This window comes from Arthrobacter sp. BF1, assembly GCF_056680215.1.
In genome coordinates, this window is record NZ_CM155271.1 from 4,138,054 (window position 1) to 4,159,719 (window position 21,666).

Here is a 21,666-nt window from a genome sequence, read left to right on the forward strand (position 1 = left end):
TCCTCAGTGCTTCTGGTCGGTCACGCCAACACAGCATCGATGAGGTGCCGCATTCGCGCCTCGACCGCTGAGCGTGTCAGCCCTTGGTCCCGGCGCAGGAGCTTCCACGTGTAGAGGTCCGTCGCAACGACGAGCAGGTCGACCGCCTCGTCGCGTGCGCCGGCCTGGAGGCGGTCCAGCTGCGGGGCGAAGGTCTTTTCGACCCACTCGCGATGAACCTTGCGCCCGGTGGTCATGGATTCCCGCGCGAATTCGCTGGATAACTCTTGGCAGAGCAGCCGCAACACCCAGTCGCCGCGCGCCTCGTAATGGTTCACGACCACGGACACCGCGGTTCCGGCGTCGCCCACCGGAGTTAATCGCTCATCGACGATCTGCTCCCGGGCGTACTCGTTGACCGCTGCGAACAGACCCTCGCGGCTCCCGAAATGCCGCAGCACCGTCTTCACAGCGACTCCCGCCCGCTCCGCCACGTCGGCCAGGACGATTTCCCAGCTCAAGCGTTCGGTGCTGAGCGCGAAAGCGGCCGCGAGGATTGAGCGCCTCGTGGACTCGACTTTGGCCGCTCGGGCCCGCATTACATACGTCTTCTGCATATTCATGTCCATTCAAGTGGACGCCAAAAACAATGCACCGTCAAGCCCTGCCGCCGGGCATTTCCGTGCCCAGTCCTTTTCCGCACATTAGGTGCCCGAGGCCCGCATCACCGTGGTCGCTCGACATTCAGAAGCCACCCCGCAGGCTCTCGCGGTTAATGTGCATTAAAGCCAACGCTCCCTCACTTCCCGCTGATGACGGGCCGGAAGTGAGAGAGCGTTGGCGAAAACCCCACGTTAAGTGAGAGAGCGTTACACGGGGGAGTTACTTCTTCTTTTCCCAGCCGATGGTGCTCCAGTCCGGAACCTGGGAAAGGCTCTGGAACAGGGACGGGCCGTAGTTGGCCAGGCCGGTGCGGACGAACGAGATCTGCGGGCCGTTCATCACCACACCCATGGAGTAGTACTTCGCCATGTGCTCCTTCTCAACTTCCATCGCTGCCTTGTTGCGTGCGGCGTTGTCCTCGATGGAGGCCAGGTCGGCGATCTTCTTGTCCAGGTCCGCGTCGCCCAGTCCGTTCTCGTTGACCTTGGAGTCGTAGTACTGCTTCACGGCGTCGGTTGCATCCGGGCCAACTGTGTAGCCCGAGACGCTCATGTCAAACTCGCGTGAGCCCAGGACTTTACCGAAGTCAGCGGAGGCGCGCTGGTCGATTCCCACATCCATGCCGCCGGCTTTGAGCTGGTTCTGGAGGGTCTGAGTGAAGGCCAGGGTGGTGGGATCGTCGCCGAAGTTGCTGATCTTGAAGGCTGCGGGCTTGCCGTCCTTCTCCATGACGCCGCTTGCGTTCGCGGTGTAGCCGGCGTCGGTGAGGACCTTCTTGGCCGCGTCCGGGCCGGTTTCCTTGACCGGGTAGTTGTCCTGGTAGTAGTCCGAGAACGGCAGCAGCATCATGGAACCTGAGCTGGGCTCCTCCCAGTTCAAGCCGTTGAAGCGCACCTTACGGAGGGCCTCACGGTCGACGGCGGCGAAGATCGCCTTGCGGACGGCCACATCCGTGATTCGCTGAGCGTTGATGTTCATGCCACCGGCGAAGAGCCGCTGGCCGCGGCGGACCTCGGAGTTGGTGCTGCCCTCAAGCTGCTTGTAGAGCGCGATGGTATTCGCGGACATGGCATCGATCTCGCCGTTCTTGAAGGCCGCGATCTGTGCGCTGGTCTCGAGCTGGCGGAACACCACCTTTTCCAGGACCGGCTTGGTGCCCCACCACTTGTCGTTGGGAACCAGGGAAACCGTCTTGGCCGCGGTGTCGTACTGCTCCACCTTGAACGGACCGGCCATCCACTCCGGGTGCATTTCACCCACGAAACCCTCGTTGAAGATTGCCGGCGTGTTCACTGCGGGGTGGAGGAGGCCAAAGAAGAGGGCGTCCAACGGGTATACCGGCTGCTTGAGCTTGACGATAACTTCCTTGGCGCTGCTGCCGGGCTCTACGGACTCAACAAATTCGTAGGCGCCGGAGCTGACAATGTCGTAGCCGGCATCCGGGCTCTTCAGGGCGTTCCAAGTGTTCTGGAAGGCCTTGACGTCAATCGGGGTGCCGTCGTTAAAGTTGGCCTTTTCATTGACCTTGATGGTGATGGTCTGCTTGCCGTCCTTGACCTCGCTCGTCACGGATTCGCAGAAGTCCTTGTTGGGGGTGGCCTTGCCCTCGAAGTCGAGTTTCCAGCAGCCGCCGATGCCGCCACCGGTCACGGCAACGGGGTTGATCGAAGCCATCAACGCCGAGTTGTCGGAGTTGTTGCCGTTGTTGGAGAAGCCGTTGAAGTCCGGCCCAATGCTGCCCAGCGGCAGGGTGACCTTGCCGCCCTGCTCAAGATCCGCGGCTGGCTTTTCGTTGATGCTGATGAGCTTGGACAGATCGCTGCCCGATTCCTGCCCCTTGGCCGTTTCCGGGCCGGTGGGGGTTCCCCCACCGCCACAGGCCGTCAGCGTCAGGGCTGCGGCAATGGCCGCGGCTCCGCCGATCTTGGTCAGATTCCTCATTGTTGTCCCTTCATAGGTGCGGGTGGTGCTTGTGATGGGTATGTAAAACCTAGGGCGCATGGGGGTCCGCCGTTTCGCGGACCACCAGCATGTCCTCATCCAGTTCGCCGTCCGGGAAGAAGCAGGCGAACTGCTGATCCAGGGCAGCCGTGGGGCCGGCTTCCAGGACTTGCACGGCCGGAGATGGCCGGACAGCTTCGAGCGGCGGCTCAAGGGTGAGGCACTTCTCCTGCTTCGCCGCCGGAAGCGCAGCGAAGACGGGGCACCGGGTGGCAAAGTTGCAGCCCTTGGGGGCATCCAGCGGGGACGGGAGATCGCCCTTGAGGATGATGCGCTCCCGGGTGCGTTCGAACTGCGGGTCCGGAACGGGGATGGCGGACAGCAGCGCCCGGGTGTACGGGTGGCGGGGATTGTCAAAGACCCGGTCCACCTCGCCGATCTCCACAATCTTGCCGAGGTACATCACTGCCACCCGGTTGGAGATGTGCCGGACCACCGAGAGATCGTGCGCCACCATGAGGTAGCTGAGGCCGAGTTCGGCGCGGAGCTTGTCCAGCAGGTTGATGACACCTGCCTGTACGGACACGTCCAGCGCGGACACGGGTTCGTCCAGGACCACCAGTTTCGGGTTCACGGCGAGGGCCCGGGCTATGCCCACACGCTGACGCTGGCCACCGGAGAACTGGTTGGGGAAGCGGTTGACGTGATCGGGCTGCAGCCCCACGAGCTTCATCAGCTCCATGATGCGCTTCCTGATGGCCTGTTTATCCATGCCCGCGTTCTGGAGCGGTTCGGACAGGACCTCGTAAACCGTGAAGCGGGGATCCAGTGCCCCCGTGGGGTCCTGGAAGACCATCTGCATTTCCCTGCGCATGGCGCCCTTGGCCTTGGCATCGACGGCCTGCTTGTTACTGATCCCGCCGATGATCACCTCGCCGTCCTGGTCCTTGTGGAACTCCATGATTTCCAGGAGGGTGGTGGTTTTCCCGGAACCGGACTCGCCGACGATGGAGAAGCACTCCCCTTCCCGGATATCGAAGCTCAGGCCGTCCACTGCTTTGACGGTGCCGATGCGCCGTTTGAGGAGGGCGCCCTTGGTCAGCGGGAAGTGCTTGCGGACGTCCCTGAGTTCCAGGACAGTCGAGCGTTCGTCGCGGGGGATGGCGTCAAACCGGGAGACGGGAACCGGCGGCGCCGAGAAGATTTCGAGGACGTTGATATCTCCGCCGAGTTCTTCGGACCTGATGCAGGCCGCCTTGTGCGCGGCGTCCCCGTCGGCCGGCAGCAGGGCCGGTTCGCCGGCCAGGCAGGCGTCGGTTACCAGCGGGCAACGCGGGGCGAAGGAGCAGCCAGTGGGGGTGTGGAGCAGGTTGGGCGGTATGCCGTCGATCGGTACCAGCGAGGATTTCTCCGCGACGTCAACCCTGGGGACGGCCCCGAGAAGGCCCATGGTGTAGGGCATCAGCGGGTTGTAGTAGATGTCGTCCACGCGGCCGGTTTCCACAGGCTTTCCCGCGTACATGACCATGATGTCGTCGGCGATTCCCGCCACCACGCCAAGATCGTGGGTGATCATGACGACGGCGGCACCCGTCTCCTCCTGCGCGGTATGCAGCACCTCAAGCACCTGCGCCTGGATGGTGACGTCCAGGGCCGTCGTCGGCTCATCCGCGATCAGCACGCGCGGGTTGTTGGCGATGGCGATGGCGATCATGACGCGCTGGCGCATGCCGCCGGAGAACTCGTGCGGGAAGGCCTTGAGCCGGTTTTTCGGACTCGGGATGCCCACCATGGCCAGCAGTTCGACGGCGCGGGCTTCCTTTGCCAGTTTGCTCATGCCGGGATTGTGGATGGTGAGGGCTTCGGTGATCTGGGCTCCCACCGTGTACACCGGGGTCAGGGAGGACAGCGGATCCTGGAACACCATGGCGATGTCGTTGCCGCGGTAGGCGCACATGGCCTTGTCGCTAAGGCCCAGCAGTTCCTGGCCCCTAAGCCGGACCGAGCCGGAGATCTCCGCGGTGGACGGCAGCAGGCCCATGATGGCCAGTGACGTGACCGACTTGCCGGAACCGGACTCCCCCACGATTCCCAGGGTCTTGCCGGGCATCAGGTCGAAGTCCACGCCCCGGACAGCGTGCACTGAACCGTTTTCGGAGTTGAAGCTGACGTTCAGGTCGCGGACGGACAGTACAGCGTCCGACGGCGAGTGGAGGCCCGCGATGTGCAGCCGCTCGGCTGTTGCGCCGGCCGGGTCAGCCGGTCCGATGGTGGTTTCGTTGCTCATTTGCCGGTCCTCTGTCCGCTCTTCTTTTTTGCCCGGCCAACGGAACTGGAGCTGGGGTCGAAGGCGTCACGCAGGCCGTCGTTCATCATCGCCAGGGATCCCGTGAGCAGGAACATCACCGTCAGGGGGACCCAGAACATCCAGGGGAAAGTCTGGACCTGGGATGTGGCCCCGCCGATCAGCACGCCCAGGCTCACATCGGGAAGCTTAATGCCGATGCCGATGAAGGAGAAGGCCACCTCCGCGAGGATGGCGCCTGTGACGCCGCGGGTGACGTCCAGGACAAGCAGCGAACCGATGTTTGGAACCAAGTGCCGCCAGACGATCCTGCGTGGCGGGACGCCCATGTACTGGGCGGCCTTGACGAAGTCACGCTGCATCAGCGACATGGACAGCGAGCGGATCAGCCTTGCGGTGCCCATCCAGCTGAAGACCAGAAGCACGATGATCAGCAGGAGCCAGCTGGGGAGGTTCTTCTTGAGCGTATCCCCGCCGCCGCTCGTGGCAACTGCCACCACCAGCAGGGCCGGCATCATGATGAGCGCCTCCAGGACAAAGAGCATCACCTTGTCCACTTTCCCGCCGAAGTATGCCATGGTGCAGCCGTACACCGCAGCGATCAGGACGGACGCGAGGCCCACGATCAGGCCGATGAGGATGGAGATGCGGGTACCCTCAACGGTCATGGCATAAAGGTCGATACCTGCCTGGGAGGTGCCCAGGAAGTGGTCCCCCGAGGGCGGCATGCCAATGTTGAAGGGGTCGATGGCTGATTTGTCCCACGGCGTGAAAAAGCCGCCGATGAAGGAGAAAAGGGTCAGGGCGAGGAAGATCGCGAAGCCTGCGACGGCCGTCTTGTTCCGCATAAAGCGGCGGAAGATGATGGTGGATTTGGCGATTACCGCGTCGGCGCTCTCCAGGTGGACTTCCTGGGCGACGGCTGCCGCATCAACGGTATTGAGGTTGGTCATGGCTACTGCACCCGCACTCTGGGGTCGACAAGCGTGGTGGCGAAGTCCGCGAGGATGGCACCGATGGCGAAGATGACCGAGCCGTAGGCCAGGGTGGCCGTGGCGGCGTTGACGTCCTGCAGCGAGATGGCGTCGATGCTCCATGAGCCCACGCCGGGCCAGGCAAAGATCTTCTCCGCGAAGAAGCCACCGGCGAAAATGGCCGGGATGGTGAAGGCGATGCTTTGGGCCACGGGGATGAAGGAGACCCGGAGGGCGTGCCGGGAAATGGCCTGGTTACGGGTCAGCCCCTTGGCACGGGCCGTGCGGACGAAGTCTGCGTTGACGTTGTCCAGCAGGTACTGCCGCTGCGCGATCTGGTATGAACCCCACCCCACCAGCGTGATGGCAATGGTAGGCACCGCGTAGTGTGCCAGCATGTCCACAAACTGCGCCCACCCCGCTGCCATGCCCGGCGTGGAAATGCCGGTGACAAAGAAGATGCGTTTACCAACGGTCTCGTTGATGTTAATGGCGCCGAGCTGCACCAGGAAGTACGCGATGGGGGCAGGCACGATGTAGGCGAGGTAGCTGTAGGAGGTGATCACCCGGTCCTGGAACTTGTATTGGCGGGCGGCTGAGTAGACACCGAGGGCAACGCCGATCACCAGCGTCAGGATGATGGCGGCGAGGAACAACCTCGTGGAGATCCATACGCGCTCACCGAACTCAGCGTTGATGAAGGCGCCGTTCGGGCTGCGTCCCCAATCCCAACGCGTGACGATCGCGGTGAGCCAGTCAACGTAGCGTTCCCATGGATTGAGATCCGGGTCCAGCCCCTTCAGGCGCATGGAATTGGCAACCTGCTCGGGGGTGGGGCGGGGAATCCGCTCCTGTTCCAGGAGTGCAGGCTTGAGGGAACTGACCGCCAGGAAGTACCCGGCCGACGTGGTCAGGAAGATCATAAAAACGTAAGTGATGCCGCGTTTGGCAAGGTACCGGAGCATATGGCGTCTACTTCAGGATCGAGGACGCCGCCTGGACTGCGCAAGAACACCTCAGGGGATAGCCCCGGGTTGGCACCGGAGTATTTGCCTTCACTGCATCCATGTTCCAGATCCTTCCAATTTCCCGGCTACCCCGCGGGTCTCGCGGTTCCCAGGTGTCCACCAGCGAACCGCTGGCCTCCAGCGACCGAAGCAGCTACGCCCGGGTAGTGGACTATGTTGCGGGTCACATTCCAGAGGAAACTACCACATAGATGAAGCCGGAAAGCCGCCAATTCCCGGAAACCGCCGGCCCCGTATCAGATCGTTATGAATAATTCAGGGGAAGCGATTTGACTGGACCATGACGGCGAATGTGGCTATTCTATCGATCGCTGACAACCCGCGTGACAAGTTCACGCCATAGGGACGTCAGCCGGTCGGGCGCGAAACCCTGAACCCGCACGGCATGCAGCAACCGTTCCGGGTCAAGGGTGGACATAAGTGTCATGGCCATCAGCACAGGGTCCGCTTCCATGCCTTCTTCCCGCAGCAGTATTTCGACGTGGCGCTGCGACAGCAGTGCCGCGGGCACCTCATACCTGCTCTGCGCTGAACTCTCTGCGGCGCGGACCAGATCGCCGTGCTCCAGGACGTACGCGATCCGCGCGGAGCCAAAGGCGATCAGCCGCTCCAGGCCTGGAGCCCCGGGCCCCAGCGGTGGCGGACCAAACATAAACCGGGCCTGGAAGGCGGCTTCTGAATCGCTGAGCAAGGTCATCATCAGGCCGGTGCGGCTGCCGAACCGGCGGAAGACGGTTCCCTTGCCCACTCCGGCCCGCTCGGCCAGCCTGTCCATGGTGAGGGAGTCCACTCCGCATTCGGCGATCAGCTCGCGCGCTGCCTCCAGCAGGCGCTCCCGGTTCCGCGCCGCATCGCTTCGCTCAGCGATGGGGCCGGTAAGCGATCCGGGCAGCAATGGGATGTAACTCACAGTTCACATCCTAGCCCTTGGGAATATTAATCGGACCGCGGTCCGTTTAGTCTTCAGAGGCAACAAAGCCCCCTTCCACCGGCCGAGCCCCGGCCCGATTACAGGAGTTCGTATGTCAAAGAGCACCGTTCTTACCCTTGTTGGCAGCCTGCGCGCCGAATCCACCAACCAGAAGCTGGCGGAAGCCATCCAGCTGAACGCTCCTGAGCAGGTTGACGTTGTCATCCACGAAAGCCTGGGCAACATCCCGTTCTACAACGAGGACATCGACGTCGAGGGCCAGGTCCCCGCAGCCGCCGCCGCCCTTCGCGCCGCAGCCAACGAGGCCGACACCCTCCTGCTGGTGACTCCGGAGTACAACGGCACCCTGCCGGCAGCCCTGAAGAACGCCATTGACTGGCTGTCCCGCCCCTATGGCGCGGGTGCCCTCACCGGCAAGCCCACCGCCGTCGTGGGTTCCGCCTTCGGCCAGTTCGGCGGCGTCTGGGCCCAGGACGAAGCCCGCAAGGCCGTCGGCATCGCCGGCGCCCAGGTCCTCGAGGACGCCAAGCTCGCCGTTCCCGGTTCCCTGGTCCGCTTCGCCGAACTGCACCCGAAGGACGACGCCGAAGTTGTTGAGCAGATCAAGGGCGTCTTTGACGCGATCTCCGCAGCCCAGCCGGCAGCCCGGCCCGCAGCATAGAGCTCCGCTGGACGAGCCAGCGATGCCACTCCCGATGCCCCGGACACCGCAAGGTGCCGGGGCATCGGTCCGCCTGAAGCGTTTTTGTTACCGCTCCGGCGTCCGCCGGCCTCTGCGTGACCAACTCTTGGCCCAACCGGTACCGGGCCTGCATTTTCAAGGCCCGGAGACCGCCGTACCGTTAATTGCACGATTCAGCGGTCAGCTGCACGGCACGCAGGGTGATGGGAACGCGGCGGGGACATGGCAGGCAGGTGGAGGGCCAGGGGGCTTACGGCGGCGGCGGCGCTGACGCTACCGCTTTGGCTCTGTTCCTGCACTCCCGGCTCCGCCCCTTCCGGCAGTGGCACCACCGCCGGGGCTACCGCGATTGAACCCACGGAGACACCCGGCGCAGTTCCCGTCCCGGCTCCCCAGCCGCAGGCACCTCCCCCGCCCGTGGCAGCGTCGGCTGAAGCCGGGACCGCCGGGACCCCCACGCAACAGTCCGCCACACCCGCCGCCAGTGCGGGCGAATCGAGGGCCGGCAGCAGTACCGCTCCGGTGCCCGGAGCAGGGCCAGGACCGGGCACGAACGCCTCCAACGTGCCAAGGCCGTCGCCCGCACCTGAGGTCTCCGCGCCGCCGCCGCCCGCGCCAGCCGCGCGTCCGCCTGCCCCGCAGGCCACCACCAGTCCGGTCACGGCGTACTACGTACTGCTTGACGACGGCGGCGCGAGGGGTGTGCGCTTTGGCTGCAATGACAGCCTGGCCGGGGTCCGCCGCTCCACTCCGGGACCGGCCGACCCGCTGCCCGCCGCCATGAACGCCCTGCTGGACGGATCCGCCGAGCCTGCGCCTGGACTGTACAACTCCCTGTCGGCCTCGACGCTGACGTTCCTGTCCGGTTCGTTCGACGGCTACACCGTCACCGTCTACCTCTCGGGCGCGCTCCGGCCGGGCGGCGTGTGCGACATTCCCCGGGTCGAGGCCCAACTCACGCAGACCGCCGTGGCGTCAGTCGGCGCCATCCGCGCGGACGTCTACGTCAACGGTGTGGGACTGGCCGATGCCCTCAGCCTCAAGTGACGCCGTCGGCTGTTTGGATCAACAGATGTTGCCTTATTAGCAACACCCGGCTGTATCCTGAGGATGTGACCCACGAAACGCTTGACGCTGCAGCAGCGCCGCTTCCAGCAGAAGCCATTGACGCCATCGAGCGGGCGGCCACGTCCGCGCACCGCTCGGCCCATCCGCACGAGGCACTCTTTTCGGAGCGCGCCGCCAACATCAAGCAATCAGCTGTCCGCGACGTCTTCGACATTTCCCTGCGCCCGGGGCTGGTGTCCCTCGCCGGGGGCAGTCCCTACCTGCAGTCACTCCCCCTGGAGCGCTTGGCGGCCACAGCTGCCAACATCATCGCCAAGGACGGCCTGACCGCCCTGCAGTACGGTGGCGGCCAGGGCACCGAAGAACTGCGCGCCCAGATCTGCGAGGTCATGGCTGCCGAAGGAATCCTGGACGCCCTCCCGCAGAACGTGGTGATTACCGCGGGCTCGCAATCAGCGCAGGACGTGGCAACCAAGGTCTTCTGCAATCCCGGGGACGTGGTGTTGGTGGAGAACCCCACCTATGTGGGAGCCCTCAATACCTTCGAGGCGTATCAGGTGGAGGTCGCCACCGTTGAAATGGACGACGACGGCCTGGTGCCTGAGCTGTTGGAGGCAAAGATCGCGGCGCTCCAGACCGCCGGCAAAAACGTCAAGCTCCTCTACACCATTCCGAATTTCAACAACCCATCCGGGATTACCCTGGCCGGGGAGCGCAGGCAGCAGATCGTGGACATATGCCGCAAGGCGAATATTCTGGTGCTCGAAGACAACCCGTACGGGCTCCTCCGCTACAAGGGCCAGCCCTTGGAGCCCCTTCGCGCAGCCAACCCGGCGGATGTGATCTACTTAGGATCCTTTTCCAAGATCTTTGCCCCGGGCCTGCGCATCGGCTGGGCACTGGTGCCCGAACACCTTCAGCGCCGTTACTACCTGGCCTCGGAGTCAGTTACCTTGTGCCCGCCTGCGTTCAACCAGATGCTGGTGTCCGCCTATCTGCGGGACTACGACTGGAAGGGCCAGATCGAAACCTACCAGGGCCTCTACGCAGAACGGTGCGCCGCCATGCTGGCTGCCCTCGAAACCCACATGCCCGCGGGCGCCAGCTGGACCAGTCCCGAGGGCGGCTTCTTCGTGTGGGTCACGCTGCCGGAAGGCGTGGACACCTACCCCTTGTTGAAGCAGGCCATCGACGCCGGCGTCGTTTTTATCCCGGGCGCCGCGTTCACTCCGTCCGATCAACCCTCCAACAAGCTGCGGCTGGCTTTCAGCGCAGTCCCTCCGGCAGCCATTGATGAGGGCGTGCGGCGGCTGGCCGGGGTACTGCGGGAAAGTCTCGCGGCGTTGTAACGTTGGCCGGACTGAGTACGGCAAACTTCATCTCGAGCAAGGAGCGCAAAGCATGAGCGGAATTATTGTTGTCGGCGTTGACGGCAGCGGAACTGCCAAAAAGGCTGCCGAATCGGCCCGGGATCTGGCCGTCGCCACCGGAGCCTCGCTGCACGTGATCTCAGCCTTCGACAGCGACCGCACCGAAGTGTTCGGATCCGGCAGCGATCGGTGGATCGTTTCTGACGCCGACGGTGCCGAGCACGTGGCCAAAACCGTGGCCGATTCCCTCGCCGGGAGCGTCAAGGTGACCTACTCTGCCGCCCGCGGCAAGCCGGCAGAGGCTCTGATCAACGAAGCCGAACGGCTGGGCGCCCGAATGATCGTGGTGGGAAACCGCCGGATGCGCGGCATCGGCCGCGTACTGGGCAGCGTCGCCAACAGCGTGGCGCACAACGCAACCTGCGACGTCTACATCGCCAACACCTACGACGCCGACTGACAGGCGGCCGGACACCATGCACCGTCCTGAGGGGCGCATGCATGGTGTCCGTTCTCACCCCTTTTAGGCCGGAATCTGCCAGCGCCGGGCGATAAAATGGAAGAGCCCTCAACGGAGCGGACAACCACTCTCCACTTCAGCAAAAGGGGCCCCCTTGCTTACTCTTCAGCGCCGCCAGCTTGTTGGCCACGACATCCTCCTCGCCCGCCACGGGAACCACATCTGCTCAATGCGCGTTGACCGCGGCAACAGCCGGGTCATTGCGCTACTGGATGACGGCTCCGTGGACAGCGCACCCAACCTCATCGCACCGAACCTCCGCCTGCCGGACACCATCCGCAGCGTCATGCGCGAGGACTGGAAGTTCTTTGCCGGCATCACAACCGTGGCGTTAATCCTGGGTGGCCTGCTTTTCGGAACGTCCGCCGCCCTGACCGAAACCTGGGCCGGGAGCCCCGAAATGATGGAGATGCTCACCGCGTACTCCGCGTACGGATACTGACGAAGGCGTGGGTGACGGGCGGCTAGAGGACCCAGCCCCGCAGGAGCATCCACAGGCCAGCCATCACCAGGCCGCCGAATAGCGAGCCCGCCACCACCTGAGCGAGCGTGTGGGCGCGCAGGACCACTCTGGACCAGCCGACGGCGGGAATCAGCACCAGCAGCGGCAGCCAAGCCGGACCGAGCATAAGCACGGAGATAGCTGCCGCCGAGGACACTGCGGCCGCGTGCCCGCTGATCTTCCAGAACGGGCTGACGGCGGCCAGCATAACGATGCCTGCCACGATCCCGAGCACCATCACCACTACGCTGCGGGGCGACCCGACAGCAGCCAGCACCACCAACCCGGCGATGACGGAGGTCAGCGCCATGAGCAGCACGGGCGCCCGCTGGCGCCGGTCGCTGACGTGGTGGTCCGTGACCTTGCCCAGCCGCACGAGGATGAGCAGCAGGAACAGGGGCAGCACACACACAAACAGGGCAGCCAGTGCTCCGTAACCCATGGTCCCGGGGAAACCCGGCTCGATCACGGGGCTGATGAGTAATTGCAGCGTCACCACGACCGGCGGCTGGAACGCCTCGGTCAGCCACCTGGCGGCCCGGTTTTTGGCACGGATCACCGCCGGGCCCGCAGCTCTGGAATTCCTAGTCAAGTAGGAGTGCCGGCTCCTCGAGGATCGCCGCCACGTCAGCCATGAAGCGGGCGGACAGGTCACCGTCCACCACCCTGTGGTCGAAGGAGCCCCCCAAGGTGGTAATCCAGCGCGGAATGACCTCGCCGTCCAGCACCCAAGGCTTCTGCTTGATGGTTCCGAACGCCACGATGGCCACTTCGCCGGGGTTGATGATGGGCGTTCCGGTGTCGATCCCCAGCGCACCAATGTTGGTGATGGTGAGCGTTCCACCCTGCATCTCGGCGGGCCGGGTTTTGCCTGCCCGGGCTGTGGTTGCCAAGTTGTTCAGGGCCAGCGCCAGCTCTTTGAGCGAGAGATCCTGTGCGTCCTTGATGTTCGGCACCATGAGCCCGCGGGGGGTGGCCGCGGCGATGCCGAGGTTCATGTAGTGCTTGACCTGGATTTCAGCGGCATCCGTCCCGTCCACGTTGTCCACCCACGTGGCGTTGACGCTGGGGTTCCGGGCCGCGGCCCAGATGACGGCCTTGGCCAGGATCAGCAGCGGTGAAACCTTGATGCCCTCGAAGTCGCGTGAGGCCTTGAGCCGCTTGACGAATTCCATGGTGCGGCTGGCGTCGACGTCAACAAAAATGCTCACGTGCGGAGCCGCGAAAGCCGATTCCACCATGGCCTTCGCAGTTGCCTTGCGGACGCCCTTGACGGGAATGCGTTCTATCCGCTGGTCCTGCGGCTTGCCGGCCTTGCCCCAGAAACCGTCGGCTTTGTCATGTTCGGCGTCACGCTGGGCCTGGTAGCTGACCAGGTCCTCGCGCGTCACTTCGCCGCGGAAGCCGGTGGCCACCACGTCGGCGAGGTCGATGCCGAGGTCTCGGGCGATCTTGCGCACCGGCGGCTTGGCCAGGACCCGGTTCACCAGGCCGGTGATGGTTCCGCCGAGGGTGGGCCGGGTATCAACGACGCCGGTCTGGCCCGGTGACTGGCTACCAGTGCCTGCCGCAGTCCCTTGCCGCCCTGCGAAGACTTCGGCCAGCGTGTGTGGCTGTACAGGCTCGATTTCGGGGTCGTTGACCGACAGGCCAGCGGCGGGCGCCGTCCTCCGGGGGCGCCGCCTGACGGCGTCCGCCTTGGGGCCCGATCCCACCAGCGGACCGCCGGCCGGGGCACCACCGGAAGCGTCGCCGTCGTCCGCTGGAAGCTTGCCGTAGAGCGGCTGGACCGGTGTGGCCGGAGCGGGCACGTCGGCCGGGGTGGGGTCACCGGAGACGGCATCCGAGACGCTGATGATGGCCGTCCCGACGTCGATGGTCACGCCTTCGGGGACCAGTAGTTCGGTGACGGTGCCGGCAAAAGGGGACGGCAGTTCAACGAGTGACTTAGCGGTTTCGATCTCGCACAGGACGTCGTTGACGGCGACAGTGTCCCCGGGTTTGACCTTCCAGGCGACGATTTCCGCCTCAGTGAGACCTTCGCCCACATCGGGCAGGTTGAACTTGTTGAGAGTCATGGTGTCCTCTTTTGCGACGAGTTTTGCGGCGGGCGCAAGCGGGGGCGGGGCGCCTAGTAGGCCAAGGCGCGGTCCAGCGCCTCGAGGATTCGGTCGATGCCGGGCAGGTAGTCTTCCTCGACCTTAGCCACCGGGTACGGCATGTGGAAGCCGCCGACGCGGATCACGGGAGCCTCCAATGACAGGAAGGCACGTTCGCTGATCCGGGCTGCGATCTCGCCGCCGATGCCGCCGAAGGTCGGGGCCTCGTGGGCCACTACGAGGCGGCCGGTTTTCTTCGCGGAGGCAGTGACGGTGTCAAAGTCGATAGGCGAAATGGAGCGCAGGTCGATGACCTCAATGCTGTGACCGTCTTCGGAGGCAGCATCAGCCGCGGCAAGGGCCACCGGCACAAGGGGTCCGTACGCAACCACGGTGGCGTCGGTGCCCTCGCGCAGCACGTGCGCCTTGAACGGATCGGCCGACGCACCGGGAGAGTCGGTATCAACCTCGCCCTTGAGCCAGTAGCGGCGCTTCGGTTCGAAGAAGATGACCGGGTCCTGGCACTCCACGGCCTGCCGGATCATCCAGTAGGCGTCATGGGCATTCGACGGCGTGATGATCCGCAGGCCGGCCGTGTGGGCGAAGAGCGCCTCCGGTGACTCCGAATGGTGCTCAATTGAACCAATGCCGCCGCCGTAGGGGATGCGGACCACTACGGGAACTGTGAGGTTTCCGTTGCTGCGGGCGTGCATCTTGGCCAGCTGGGTGGTGATCTGGTTGAAGCCGGGGAACACAAACCCGTCAAACTGGATTTCACACACGGGCTGGTATCCGCGCAGGGCCAGGCCAATTGCAGTGCCGATGATGCCGGATTCGGCCAGTGGCGTATCCACCACCCGGTCCGCGCCGAACTCCGCCAGGAGACCGTCAGTAACGCGGTATACGCCGCCCAGCGCCCCGATGTCCTCGCCCATGAGCAGCGAACGGGGGTTGTTGTCCAAAGTGGCGCGCAGGCCCTCGTTAATGGCCTTCGCTATGGTCATGGTGGTCATCAGCGGGCCACTCCTGTCGCTGCTTCATCGTCTTGGGTGCCTGCGGACCCGGCGAGGCCGGCGTGTGCGTCGTCGGCGAACCCGGCGCTGTACTCCTCGAACCAGGCCAGCTCCTCCGCCACCAGCGGATGGGCCTCGACGTAGGTGTTGGCGAACGCGGTGCGGATGTCCGGGGTCTCGAGGTCGTGCGTGGTCTTGCGGACATAGGTGGCAAGTTCGTCGCCGTCGGCTTTGACCTGCGCGAAGAACGCGTCGTCCGCCAGCCCCTGGGCGCGGAGGTATTTCTCCAGGCGGTCAAGCGGATCTTTGGCCCGCCAGAGGGTTTCCTCGGAGGATTCCCGGTACTTCGTGGGGTCATCGGCCGTGGTGTGCGCCCCGACCCGGTACGTAAAGGCCTCGATCAGCACCGGGCCGTGGCCCTCCCGGGCCTGCTCCAGCGCCCACTCGGTAACGGCATGGACGGCGATGACATCATTGCCGTCCACGCGGATGCCGGGGAAACCGTAACCCTTGGCCCTGTTGGACAGCGGAATGCGCGTCTGCACGGTGCTGGGCACCGAGATGGCCCAGTGGTTGTTCTGGCAGAAGAACACCACCGGCGCGTCGTAGGAGGAGGCGAAGACCATGGATTCATGGACATCGCCCTCGGAACTGGCGCCGTCGCCGAAATACACCATGACGGCAGCTTTGGGCTCGGCCGGGCGGGCGGTCCCCTCCGCGGCCGCCGCGGCGGCCAGTTTTTGGTCCCGCTGGATTCCCATGGCATAGCCGACGGCGTGCGGCGTCTGCGCAGCGAGGACCAGCGTGTAGAGGTGGAAATTGGTGTCTTTGGGGTTCCAGCCGCCGTTGGAGACCCCGCGGAACTGGCGGAGGAGTTCGGCGAGGTCCACGTTGCGCGTCAGGGCCACACCGTGTTCGCGGTACGTGGGGAAGATGTAGTCCTGCGGCTGGCTGGCACGCCCCGAGCCGATCTGCGCGGCTTCCTGGCCCGTGAGCGGGACCCAAAGAGCCAGCTGGCCTTGGCGTTGGAGCGCCGTTGCCTCGACATCAAAGCGGCGGATCTTGGCCATGTCGGCGTAGAAGCCCCGGAGCTGCTCCGCGTCCAGCCGGTCGGCGTACGCCGAGTACACGGGGTCGCTGCCCAGCGTCCCGTCAGGCGCAAGCAGCTGCACCATGGGCTCGGCGGGGCCGCCCAGGCGGGCCTCGGCCTCGGCCTCAAGCTGGTCGTCTACCGCTGTTCCGTCGAACTCGGTGGAGGGCAAATGTGTGGCGCCCATACCGTCTCCTCGCTTGCCGCATGCGGATGCGTTGCAATGTCGCTGGGATATATGCCGCTTACGGAATGCATTCCGTGTCCGGCATATATATTGGCTTACTGATCCTTACTTTATCTTCAGTAGGTCCCCGTCCAAGCGCACGTTAAGCGCTAGGAACGCCGTGGCGGCTTTGTATAGTTTGCACAGAGCGCCAGGAACCGGCTGTTCGCTTCCGGTTCGCCAATGCTGACACGAACACCCTCGGAGCCAAACGCACGCACCGAGAGCGCCTGCTCCCCCGCAAGCCCGGCGAATTCCTCGCTGTTCTCGCCCAGGTCCAGCCAGACAAAGTTGCCCTGCGCCTCAGGAACAAACCAGCCCAACTCACGCAGCCCTGAGGTGACTCGGTCACGCTCGTCCACAATGCTTTGTACCCTTTCTACAACCTGGGGGTAATTCTGCAGGGAAACGATCGCGGCCTGCTCGGCGATCTGTGACACGGAGAACGGCGTGGCCGCCACCCGCAGGTACTGGGTCAAGCCCGGGTTTGAGACGCTGTACCCCACTCTTAGGCCGGCGAGTCCGTGGGCCTTGGAGAAGGTCCGGAGGACCACCACATTGGGGTATCTGCGGTACAGGTCGATGCCGTCCACTGCGTCCTCGGCGCGAACGAACTCCTGGTAGGCCTCATCAATGACCACCACAACGTCCGACGGGACGGACTCGATGAACCGTTCCGTTTCGGCGGCAGTCAGGATGGGCCCGGTCGGATTGTTCGGCGTGCAGAGCAGGATCACCCTGGTGCGCACCGTGACGGCCTCAGCCATGGCCGCGAGGTCATGGCGTCCGTCCGCCAGCAGGGGGACCCGGACACTTTCCGCGCCTGCCAGGCCGACGCTGATGGGGTAGGCCTCGAAGGAGCGCCACGCATAGATCACTTCGTCGGCCTTGCCGTCGTCGTTCTGCCCGGCGAAGGTGGAAAGGAGCTGGTTGAGGGCACCGAGGCTTCCGGCGCCGGTGACGATGTCCTCCGCCGGCACGTCCAGGAACTCGGCGAGCGCTCCGCGCAGCTTGCTGCTGAGGGGGTCCGGGTAGCGGTTGAAGTCTGTCTGGTTTGCGATGGCCGCAAGCACTGCCGGGAGCGGTGGCAGGGGGTTCTCGTTGGAGGAGAGTTTGTAGCTGGCCAGCCCGTCCACCGCGACGGGGGGCTTTCCTGCGGCGTAGCGGGGAAGCCGGCCCACCACGGGGCGTGGCCCGATTTCCCCAGGCAGGATCTCTGATGACGTCATGCAAACTAGCCTACTTCTCCCGATGTGGGGCGGAGCTGGCTGGCGCCCGGGGAGCTCACAGGGCGGTGTGACAGCATGAACCCATGCGCTCCTTCATTGTTCGGGTACTGATCAACGGGCTGGCCCTCTGGATTGCCAGCTGGATATTGCCTGGCCTTGATATCTCCACCTCTGCCACTACCGAGGCTGTGGCGAACACGGGCGTAACGCAGGGCACCGAGACCATCGGCATCATCCTGGCCTATTTGTTCATCGGGCTGATCTTCGGCGTGGTGAACGCCTTTGTCCGCCCCCTTGTCAGTTTCCTGTCCCTGCCCATCACCATCCTCACGCTGGGCCTGTTTACGATCGTCATCAACGCCGCCATGCTGTACCTGACGTCATGGCTCAGCAGCTACACGCCGGTGCATTTCACCATCGACTCGTTCTTCTGGACAGCGGTCCTCGCGGCCATCATCATTACCCTCATCTCACTCGTGGCGGGACGGGTGCCGGGCGGCAGGCGGTAGCTCTGCGGCCCTTAGGCCGGCCGCCTGACTTAACCGACCGCGCGCCTCAATGCCTCAGCGCTGCGTCGGCTGTGGTGACGGTGTGGCAGCATCACCCCGCTCCTGTGGAGACGGGGGAGGTTGCTGCGAGGATGGCGGTGATGGCGCAGCCTGGGGTGTGGGCGTCGGCAACGGGCCGCGTACAGGCGCCGCGTCCGGGAGCTTGGCCCTGGTCAGGGCAAAGCGTGTGGCTGTCGCGGTGCCGCCGGCCCCCAGCACGCCGGCAAGGACGGCAGTTGACGCCATCAGGGATGGATCATCGCTCTCTGCCACGAGCCGCGCTCCTTCCGTGTAGTTGCTCAGCCGATGACCCGGCCCAAGGCCTGGGTCCACGCCGTCCGGCGTGGTCACGGGGTTGCTGAGCGTCACGGTGACCCGCTGCCTGGCGTCCGGGTTCGGTGTCCCATCAGCCCCGGGGACCCAGTCCTGCCTGTGCTCCAAATGCAGCGAACTGACGTCCGGGGCGGGAACGATTCCACCTACCGGCGAGCCTGCCGTCAGCACATACTTCATGTCGTAGTGATTGAGGAACAGCTCGTTGGTGGCGAGGTTCATGGCATGGATACCACCCTGGCTGTAGCCGACGGCCACCACCGGCGCCCCCTTCTCCGCGCCGGCGGTCTGCAATGCTTCCAGGATGGCTGCGTTAACTTCCGCGGAACGGTGGCCCAGCCCCTCTGCGATGCCTGCCTCGTCGAACGGATTGTTCCCGCCCGCTTCCCCGCCGGCCTGCGTTCCGGGAATGACCACTACGTAGGCCTTCTGGCCGTCGTGATCCACCTCGATGACCTCGACGTAGCCATCACCCCGCTCATCGATGATCCGGGCCCGTTCCAGCAGGGCGGCGGGCGAGCCATCGAACCCGATGGGCAATGACTCCTGGCGGTCAACCACCACTGGCCGTGGCTGCACGGCGGGGACCCTGCGGCCGAACACGCCGGTGAGTAATGGAACGGCTGCGGCAATGTGCCTACCTGCCGCCAGGTCCACAGCAAGCGCAAGGAAGAAGCGCTCCCGCGAGAGGGCCAGCAAGGCCGCCATGGCCAGCGGCCCGGCGATGAGTTCGGCCACTTCCCTGTTGGGCGCCAAGCCCAACTTAAGGTCTCCCGCCTGCCGGCCCAGCGTTTCGATGCCGGTCAGCCCAAAACCGAGTCCGCGCGCGAAACCAGCCCATGCCTCCGCAGCTTCGTAGTCCTGTTTGCTGGCGCGGACCTGCCTGCTGATGTCCTGCAGTTCGTCACGCACGGCCTGGACACTCCACCGCGCCTCACCGACACGCAGCAGTGCTTCCGTTCCGGTGGGGCGCGAATCGTTCTGGTAGGCCCCCAGTTCTCCCCAGACGCGGTGAACCTCCACTTCCACTGCGGCCAACTCATCCGCAAGGTCATCGATCCTGCAGGCCCCCACCATGAGCTCCTCCAGCTGAAAGGTGATGCCCCCAAGGCCGCCCCTGATTTCCAGCCCGCCGTCCACAGCTGGCCCGGTCAGCCCGATGGGCCCGCCACTGCCCGATGGCGTCACGTCGGCCATCAGTACCGTCCGGCTGCAGAGCCGCCCGACGCCGCGACCTCACGCGCGTGGCGGCCCACGGCGAGCATGGCTGCCGTCAGCTGTCCGCGCGCCCTTCCCAACGCGGCCGCCTGGAGGCTCACCGAATTCCGGTAGGCCCGGCCGGCCGGCGACTGCCATTCGAGTAGTTGAATGTCCCGGATCCTTGCCAAGACTGTTTCCACCTCTTCTGCGCACCGGGCAACCCGGGACGCCAACCGCTGGATCTCATCGGCTCGCGCCATGCGTCCCGCGTCGGGACCCGGTAGCTCGCTGTTCATGCGTCCCCCTCTGCTGGTGCGTGGTATTCCCTGCCGGATTACGTGATGCCTGGCTCCTGATCCCGACGCTACGGAAGCCACCGGCGCCCCGGAAGCACCGCCGTCGGCTATGTGGACAAGTCACCCGGAACCTCCCGTATGAGGCCCTGCTGGAGGCCCCGCTTGAGCCCCCACTTAAGCCGCGGCCGGAGTTCGTGAAAGAATCAGCACATGCCTGAAACTGCCGCCACAGCTGACACCCGCACGCCCTCCGGACGCCTGGCTCTCGCCGCGTCGCCGGAGCCGATCGCCCTGGGCCCGCTGGACGGCCGCTACCAGTCCGCCGTCGCACCCCTCGTTGACTACTTGTCCGAAGCGGCACTCAACCGTGACCGCGTGGCGGTGGAAGTCGAATGGCTTATCCACCTGACCAGCAACAATGTCCTCCCCGGAGCAAGCCCACTGAGCCAGGACCAGCAGGACCAGCTCCGCGCCATCGTCACGGAATTCAATGCGGCGTCCGTCTCCGAACTGGCTGAAATCGAAGCCGTCACGGTCCACGACGTCAAGGCCGTGGAGTACTACATCGGCCGCCGCCTCCAAGGCATCGGCATCGAGAACCTGACCGCGATGGTCCACTTCGGCTGCACGTCCGAGGACATCAACAACCTCTCCTACGCCCTGGGCGTCAAGGGTGCTGTGGAGGACGTGTGGCTGCCCGCCGCCCGTGCCCTGGTTGCCCAGATCAGCAAGATGGCCGAGGACAACCGCGCCGTTCCCATGCTGTCCCGCACCCACGGCCAGCCCGCCACGCCCACCACCCTGGGCAAGGAACTGGCAGTCATCGCGCACCGCCTGACCCGCCAGCTGGACCGGATCGCCAAAACTGAATACCTGGGCAAAATCAACGGCGCCACCGGCACCTACGCCGCGCACGTCGCGTCCGTCCCGGGCGCCGACTGGCAGCAGGTTGGGAAGTCCTTCGTGGAGGGCCTCGGCCTGACCTGGAACCCGCTGACCACCCAGATCGAGAGCCACGACTGGCAGGCCGAGCTGTACGCGGACGTCGCACGGTTCAACCGGATCCTGCACAACGTCTGCACCGACATCTGGAGCTACATCTCCATCGGCTACTTCGCCCAGATCCCCGTTGCCGGCGCCACCGGATCCTCCACCATGCCGCACAAGGTCAACCCGATCCGCTTCGAAAACGCCGAGGCCAACCTGGAGATCTCCTCCGGCCTCCTCGACGTCCTGGGCTCCACCCTGGTGACCTCCCGCTGGCAGCGCGACCTCACCGACTCCTCCAGCCAGCGCAACATCGGCGTGGCATTCGGCCACTCCCTGCTCGCGATTTCCAACGTCGCCAAGGGCCTGGACCGCCTCGATGTGGCCGAGGACGTCCTCGCCGCGGACCTCGACACCAACTGGGAGGTCCTGGGCGAAGCGATCCAGATGGTGATGCGTGCCGAGGCGATTGCCGGCGTCGAAGGCATGGAAAACCCGTACGAACGGCTCAAGGACCTCACCCGCGGACAGCGCGTGGACGCCGCCCGCATGCAGGAGTTCGTCCAGAGCCTGGGCCTGTCCAAGGACGCCGAGGCGCGGCTGCTCGCCCTCACGCCCGGCAAGTACACAGGCATCGCGGACCAGCTGGTGGACCACCTGAAGTAGGGCGCGTTTCACCAAC

Annotated in this window: 20 protein-coding genes; 7 read left to right on the forward strand and 13 right to left on the reverse strand. The window is 65.0% G+C overall.

Going from position 1 to position 21,666, the window contains the following annotated elements:
* Positions 1–20: 20 nt before the first annotated feature.
* From AC1MCD_RS19435 to AC1MCD_RS19460, 6 genes are all read right to left on the reverse strand, one after another.
* The gene (locus AC1MCD_RS19435; protein WP_498674417.1) at positions 21–596 is read right to left on the reverse strand and encodes a TetR/AcrR family transcriptional regulator; all 576 of its coding nucleotides are present in this window, start codon (positions 594–596) and stop codon (positions 21–23) included.
* 265 nt (positions 597–861) lie between these two features.
* The gene (locus tag AC1MCD_RS19440) at positions 862–2,583 is read right to left on the reverse strand and encodes an ABC transporter family substrate-binding protein (protein ID WP_498674420.1); all 1,722 of its coding nucleotides are present in this window, start codon (positions 2,581–2,583) and stop codon (positions 862–864) included.
* Between the two features lie 49 nt (positions 2,584–2,632).
* On the reverse strand, positions 2,633–4,870 hold the full coding sequence (locus tag AC1MCD_RS19445) for an ABC transporter ATP-binding protein (RefSeq protein ID WP_498674422.1): 2,238 nt from the start codon (positions 4,868–4,870) through the stop codon (positions 2,633–2,635).
* The gene (locus tag AC1MCD_RS19450) at positions 4,867–5,841 is read right to left on the reverse strand and encodes an ABC transporter permease (protein WP_498674424.1); all 975 of its coding nucleotides are present in this window, start codon (positions 5,839–5,841) and stop codon (positions 4,867–4,869) included. The genes AC1MCD_RS19445 and AC1MCD_RS19450 overlap by 4 nt, the downstream gene beginning before the upstream one ends.
* A gap of 2 nt (positions 5,842–5,843) precedes the next feature.
* Positions 5,844–6,827 (reverse strand): ABC transporter permease, encoded by a 984-nt coding sequence (locus tag AC1MCD_RS19455; protein WP_498674426.1) that lies wholly within the window; start codon positions 6,825–6,827, stop codon positions 5,844–5,846.
* Between the two features lie 364 nt (positions 6,828–7,191).
* Positions 7,192–7,800 carry a TetR/AcrR family transcriptional regulator gene (locus AC1MCD_RS19460; RefSeq protein ID WP_498674429.1) on the reverse strand — a complete coding sequence of 203 codons (609 nt, stop codon included), beginning with the start codon at positions 7,798–7,800 and terminating at the stop codon, positions 7,192–7,194.
* 112 nt (positions 7,801–7,912) lie between these two features.
* Here AC1MCD_RS19460 and AC1MCD_RS19465 point away from each other — a divergent pair, with 112 nt between their 5' ends.
* From AC1MCD_RS19465 to AC1MCD_RS19485, 5 genes are all read left to right on the forward strand, one after another.
* Positions 7,913–8,482 carry an NAD(P)H-dependent oxidoreductase gene (locus AC1MCD_RS19465; protein ID WP_498674430.1) on the forward strand — a complete coding sequence of 190 codons (570 nt, stop codon included), beginning with the start codon at positions 7,913–7,915 and terminating at the stop codon, positions 8,480–8,482.
* Between the two features lie 438 nt (positions 8,483–8,920).
* Entirely contained in the window at positions 8,921–9,550 is a 630-nt protein-coding gene (locus AC1MCD_RS19470; RefSeq protein ID WP_498674432.1) for a GerMN domain-containing protein, read from the forward strand.
* Between the two features lie 65 nt (positions 9,551–9,615).
* Positions 9,616–10,920, forward strand: a complete 1,305-nt coding sequence (locus tag AC1MCD_RS19475) for an aminotransferase-like domain-containing protein (RefSeq protein ID WP_498674434.1) — start codon at positions 9,616–9,618, stop codon at positions 10,918–10,920.
* 52 nt (positions 10,921–10,972) lie between these two features.
* Positions 10,973–11,401, forward strand: a complete 429-nt coding sequence (locus AC1MCD_RS19480; protein ID WP_498674435.1) for a universal stress protein — start codon at positions 10,973–10,975, stop codon at positions 11,399–11,401.
* A gap of 154 nt (positions 11,402–11,555) precedes the next feature.
* Positions 11,556–11,903, forward strand: a complete 348-nt coding sequence (locus AC1MCD_RS19485; protein ID WP_498674436.1) for a hypothetical protein — start codon at positions 11,556–11,558, stop codon at positions 11,901–11,903.
* A gap of 22 nt (positions 11,904–11,925) precedes the next feature.
* Here AC1MCD_RS19485 and AC1MCD_RS19490 read toward each other — a convergent pair whose 3' ends face one another.
* The 5 genes from AC1MCD_RS19490 to AC1MCD_RS19510 form a co-directional block, all read right to left on the reverse strand.
* Complete coding sequence (locus AC1MCD_RS19490; protein ID WP_498674439.1) at positions 11,926–12,555, reverse strand: phosphatase PAP2 family protein; 630 nt, start codon at positions 12,553–12,555, stop codon at positions 11,926–11,928.
* On the reverse strand, positions 12,548–14,041 hold the full coding sequence (locus tag AC1MCD_RS19495; protein WP_498674441.1) for a dihydrolipoamide acetyltransferase family protein: 1,494 nt from the start codon (positions 14,039–14,041) through the stop codon (positions 12,548–12,550). Before AC1MCD_RS19495 ends, AC1MCD_RS19490 begins: the two co-directional genes overlap by 8 nt.
* A 53-nt stretch (positions 14,042–14,094) precedes the next feature.
* Positions 14,095–15,075, reverse strand: a complete 981-nt coding sequence (locus AC1MCD_RS19500; protein ID WP_498674443.1) for an alpha-ketoacid dehydrogenase subunit beta — start codon at positions 15,073–15,075, stop codon at positions 14,095–14,097.
* Positions 15,075–16,352, reverse strand: a complete 1,278-nt coding sequence (locus AC1MCD_RS19505; RefSeq protein ID WP_498674445.1) for a thiamine pyrophosphate-dependent dehydrogenase E1 component subunit alpha — start codon at positions 16,350–16,352, stop codon at positions 15,075–15,077. The genes AC1MCD_RS19500 and AC1MCD_RS19505 overlap by 1 nt, the downstream gene beginning before the upstream one ends.
* Positions 16,353–16,501: 149 nt before the next feature.
* Positions 16,502–17,620, reverse strand: coding sequence for a histidinol-phosphate transaminase (locus tag AC1MCD_RS19510; protein ID WP_498674447.1), 1,119 nt, complete (start codon positions 17,618–17,620; stop codon positions 16,502–16,504).
* A gap of 83 nt (positions 17,621–17,703) precedes the next feature.
* Here AC1MCD_RS19510 and AC1MCD_RS19515 point away from each other — a divergent pair, with 83 nt between their 5' ends.
* Entirely contained in the window at positions 17,704–18,129 is a 426-nt protein-coding gene (locus tag AC1MCD_RS19515; RefSeq protein WP_498674448.1) for a phage holin family protein, read from the forward strand.
* A gap of 54 nt (positions 18,130–18,183) precedes the next feature.
* Here AC1MCD_RS19515 and AC1MCD_RS19520 read toward each other — a convergent pair whose 3' ends face one another.
* On the reverse strand, positions 18,184–19,698 hold the full coding sequence (locus AC1MCD_RS19520) for a hypothetical protein (RefSeq protein ID WP_498674450.1): 1,515 nt from the start codon (positions 19,696–19,698) through the stop codon (positions 18,184–18,186).
* Positions 19,698–19,997, reverse strand: a complete 300-nt coding sequence (locus AC1MCD_RS19525) for a hypothetical protein (RefSeq protein WP_498674452.1) — start codon at positions 19,995–19,997, stop codon at positions 19,698–19,700. Before AC1MCD_RS19525 ends, AC1MCD_RS19520 begins: the two co-directional genes overlap by 1 nt.
* Positions 19,998–20,207: 210 nt before the next feature.
* Between AC1MCD_RS19525 and purB the strand changes: the two genes are divergently transcribed.
* On the forward strand, positions 20,208–21,650 hold the full coding sequence (purB, locus tag AC1MCD_RS19530; RefSeq protein WP_498674454.1) for an adenylosuccinate lyase: 1,443 nt from the start codon (positions 20,208–20,210) through the stop codon (positions 21,648–21,650).
* Positions 21,651–21,666 lie beyond the last annotated feature (16 nt).

Coding starts and splice junctions, on each gene's coding strand:
- AC1MCD_RS19435 (WP_498674417.1), bottom strand. CDS start 596: ATGCAGAAGACGTATGTAATGCGGGCCCGAGCGGCCAAAGTCGAGTCC.
- AC1MCD_RS19440 (WP_498674420.1), bottom strand. CDS start 2,583: ATGAGGAATCTGACCAAGATCGGCGGAGCCGCGGCCATTGCCGCAGCC.
- AC1MCD_RS19445 (WP_498674422.1), bottom strand. CDS start 4,870: ATGAGCAACGAAACCACCATCGGACCGGCTGACCCGGCCGGCGCAACA.
- AC1MCD_RS19450 (WP_498674424.1), bottom strand. CDS start 5,841: ATGACCAACCTCAATACCGTTGATGCGGCAGCCGTCGCCCAGGAAGTC.
- AC1MCD_RS19455 (WP_498674426.1), bottom strand. CDS start 6,827: ATGCTCCGGTACCTTGCCAAACGCGGCATCACTTACGTTTTTATGATC.
- AC1MCD_RS19465 (WP_498674430.1), top strand. CDS start 7,913: ATGTCAAAGAGCACCGTTCTTACCCTTGTTGGCAGCCTGCGCGCCGAA.
- AC1MCD_RS19480 (WP_498674435.1), top strand. CDS start 10,973: ATGAGCGGAATTATTGTTGTCGGCGTTGACGGCAGCGGAACTGCCAAA.
- AC1MCD_RS19495 (WP_498674441.1), bottom strand. CDS start 14,041: ATGACTCTCAACAAGTTCAACCTGCCCGATGTGGGCGAAGGTCTCACT.
- AC1MCD_RS19500 (WP_498674443.1), bottom strand. CDS start 15,075: ATGACCACCATGACCATAGCGAAGGCCATTAACGAGGGCCTGCGCGCC.
- AC1MCD_RS19505 (WP_498674445.1), bottom strand. CDS start 16,352: ATGGGCGCCACACATTTGCCCTCCACCGAGTTCGACGGAACAGCGGTA.
- AC1MCD_RS19510 (WP_498674447.1), bottom strand. CDS start 17,620: ATGACGTCATCAGAGATCCTGCCTGGGGAAATCGGGCCACGCCCCGTG.
- AC1MCD_RS19515 (WP_498674448.1), top strand. CDS start 17,704: ATGCGCTCCTTCATTGTTCGGGTACTGATCAACGGGCTGGCCCTCTGG.
- AC1MCD_RS19520 (WP_498674450.1), bottom strand. CDS start 19,698: ATGGCCGACGTGACGCCATCGGGCAGTGGCGGGCCCATCGGGCTGACC.
- AC1MCD_RS19525 (WP_498674452.1), bottom strand. CDS start 19,997: ATGAACAGCGAGCTACCGGGTCCCGACGCGGGACGCATGGCGCGAGCC.
- purB (WP_498674454.1), top strand. CDS start 20,208: ATGCCTGAAACTGCCGCCACAGCTGACACCCGCACGCCCTCCGGACGC.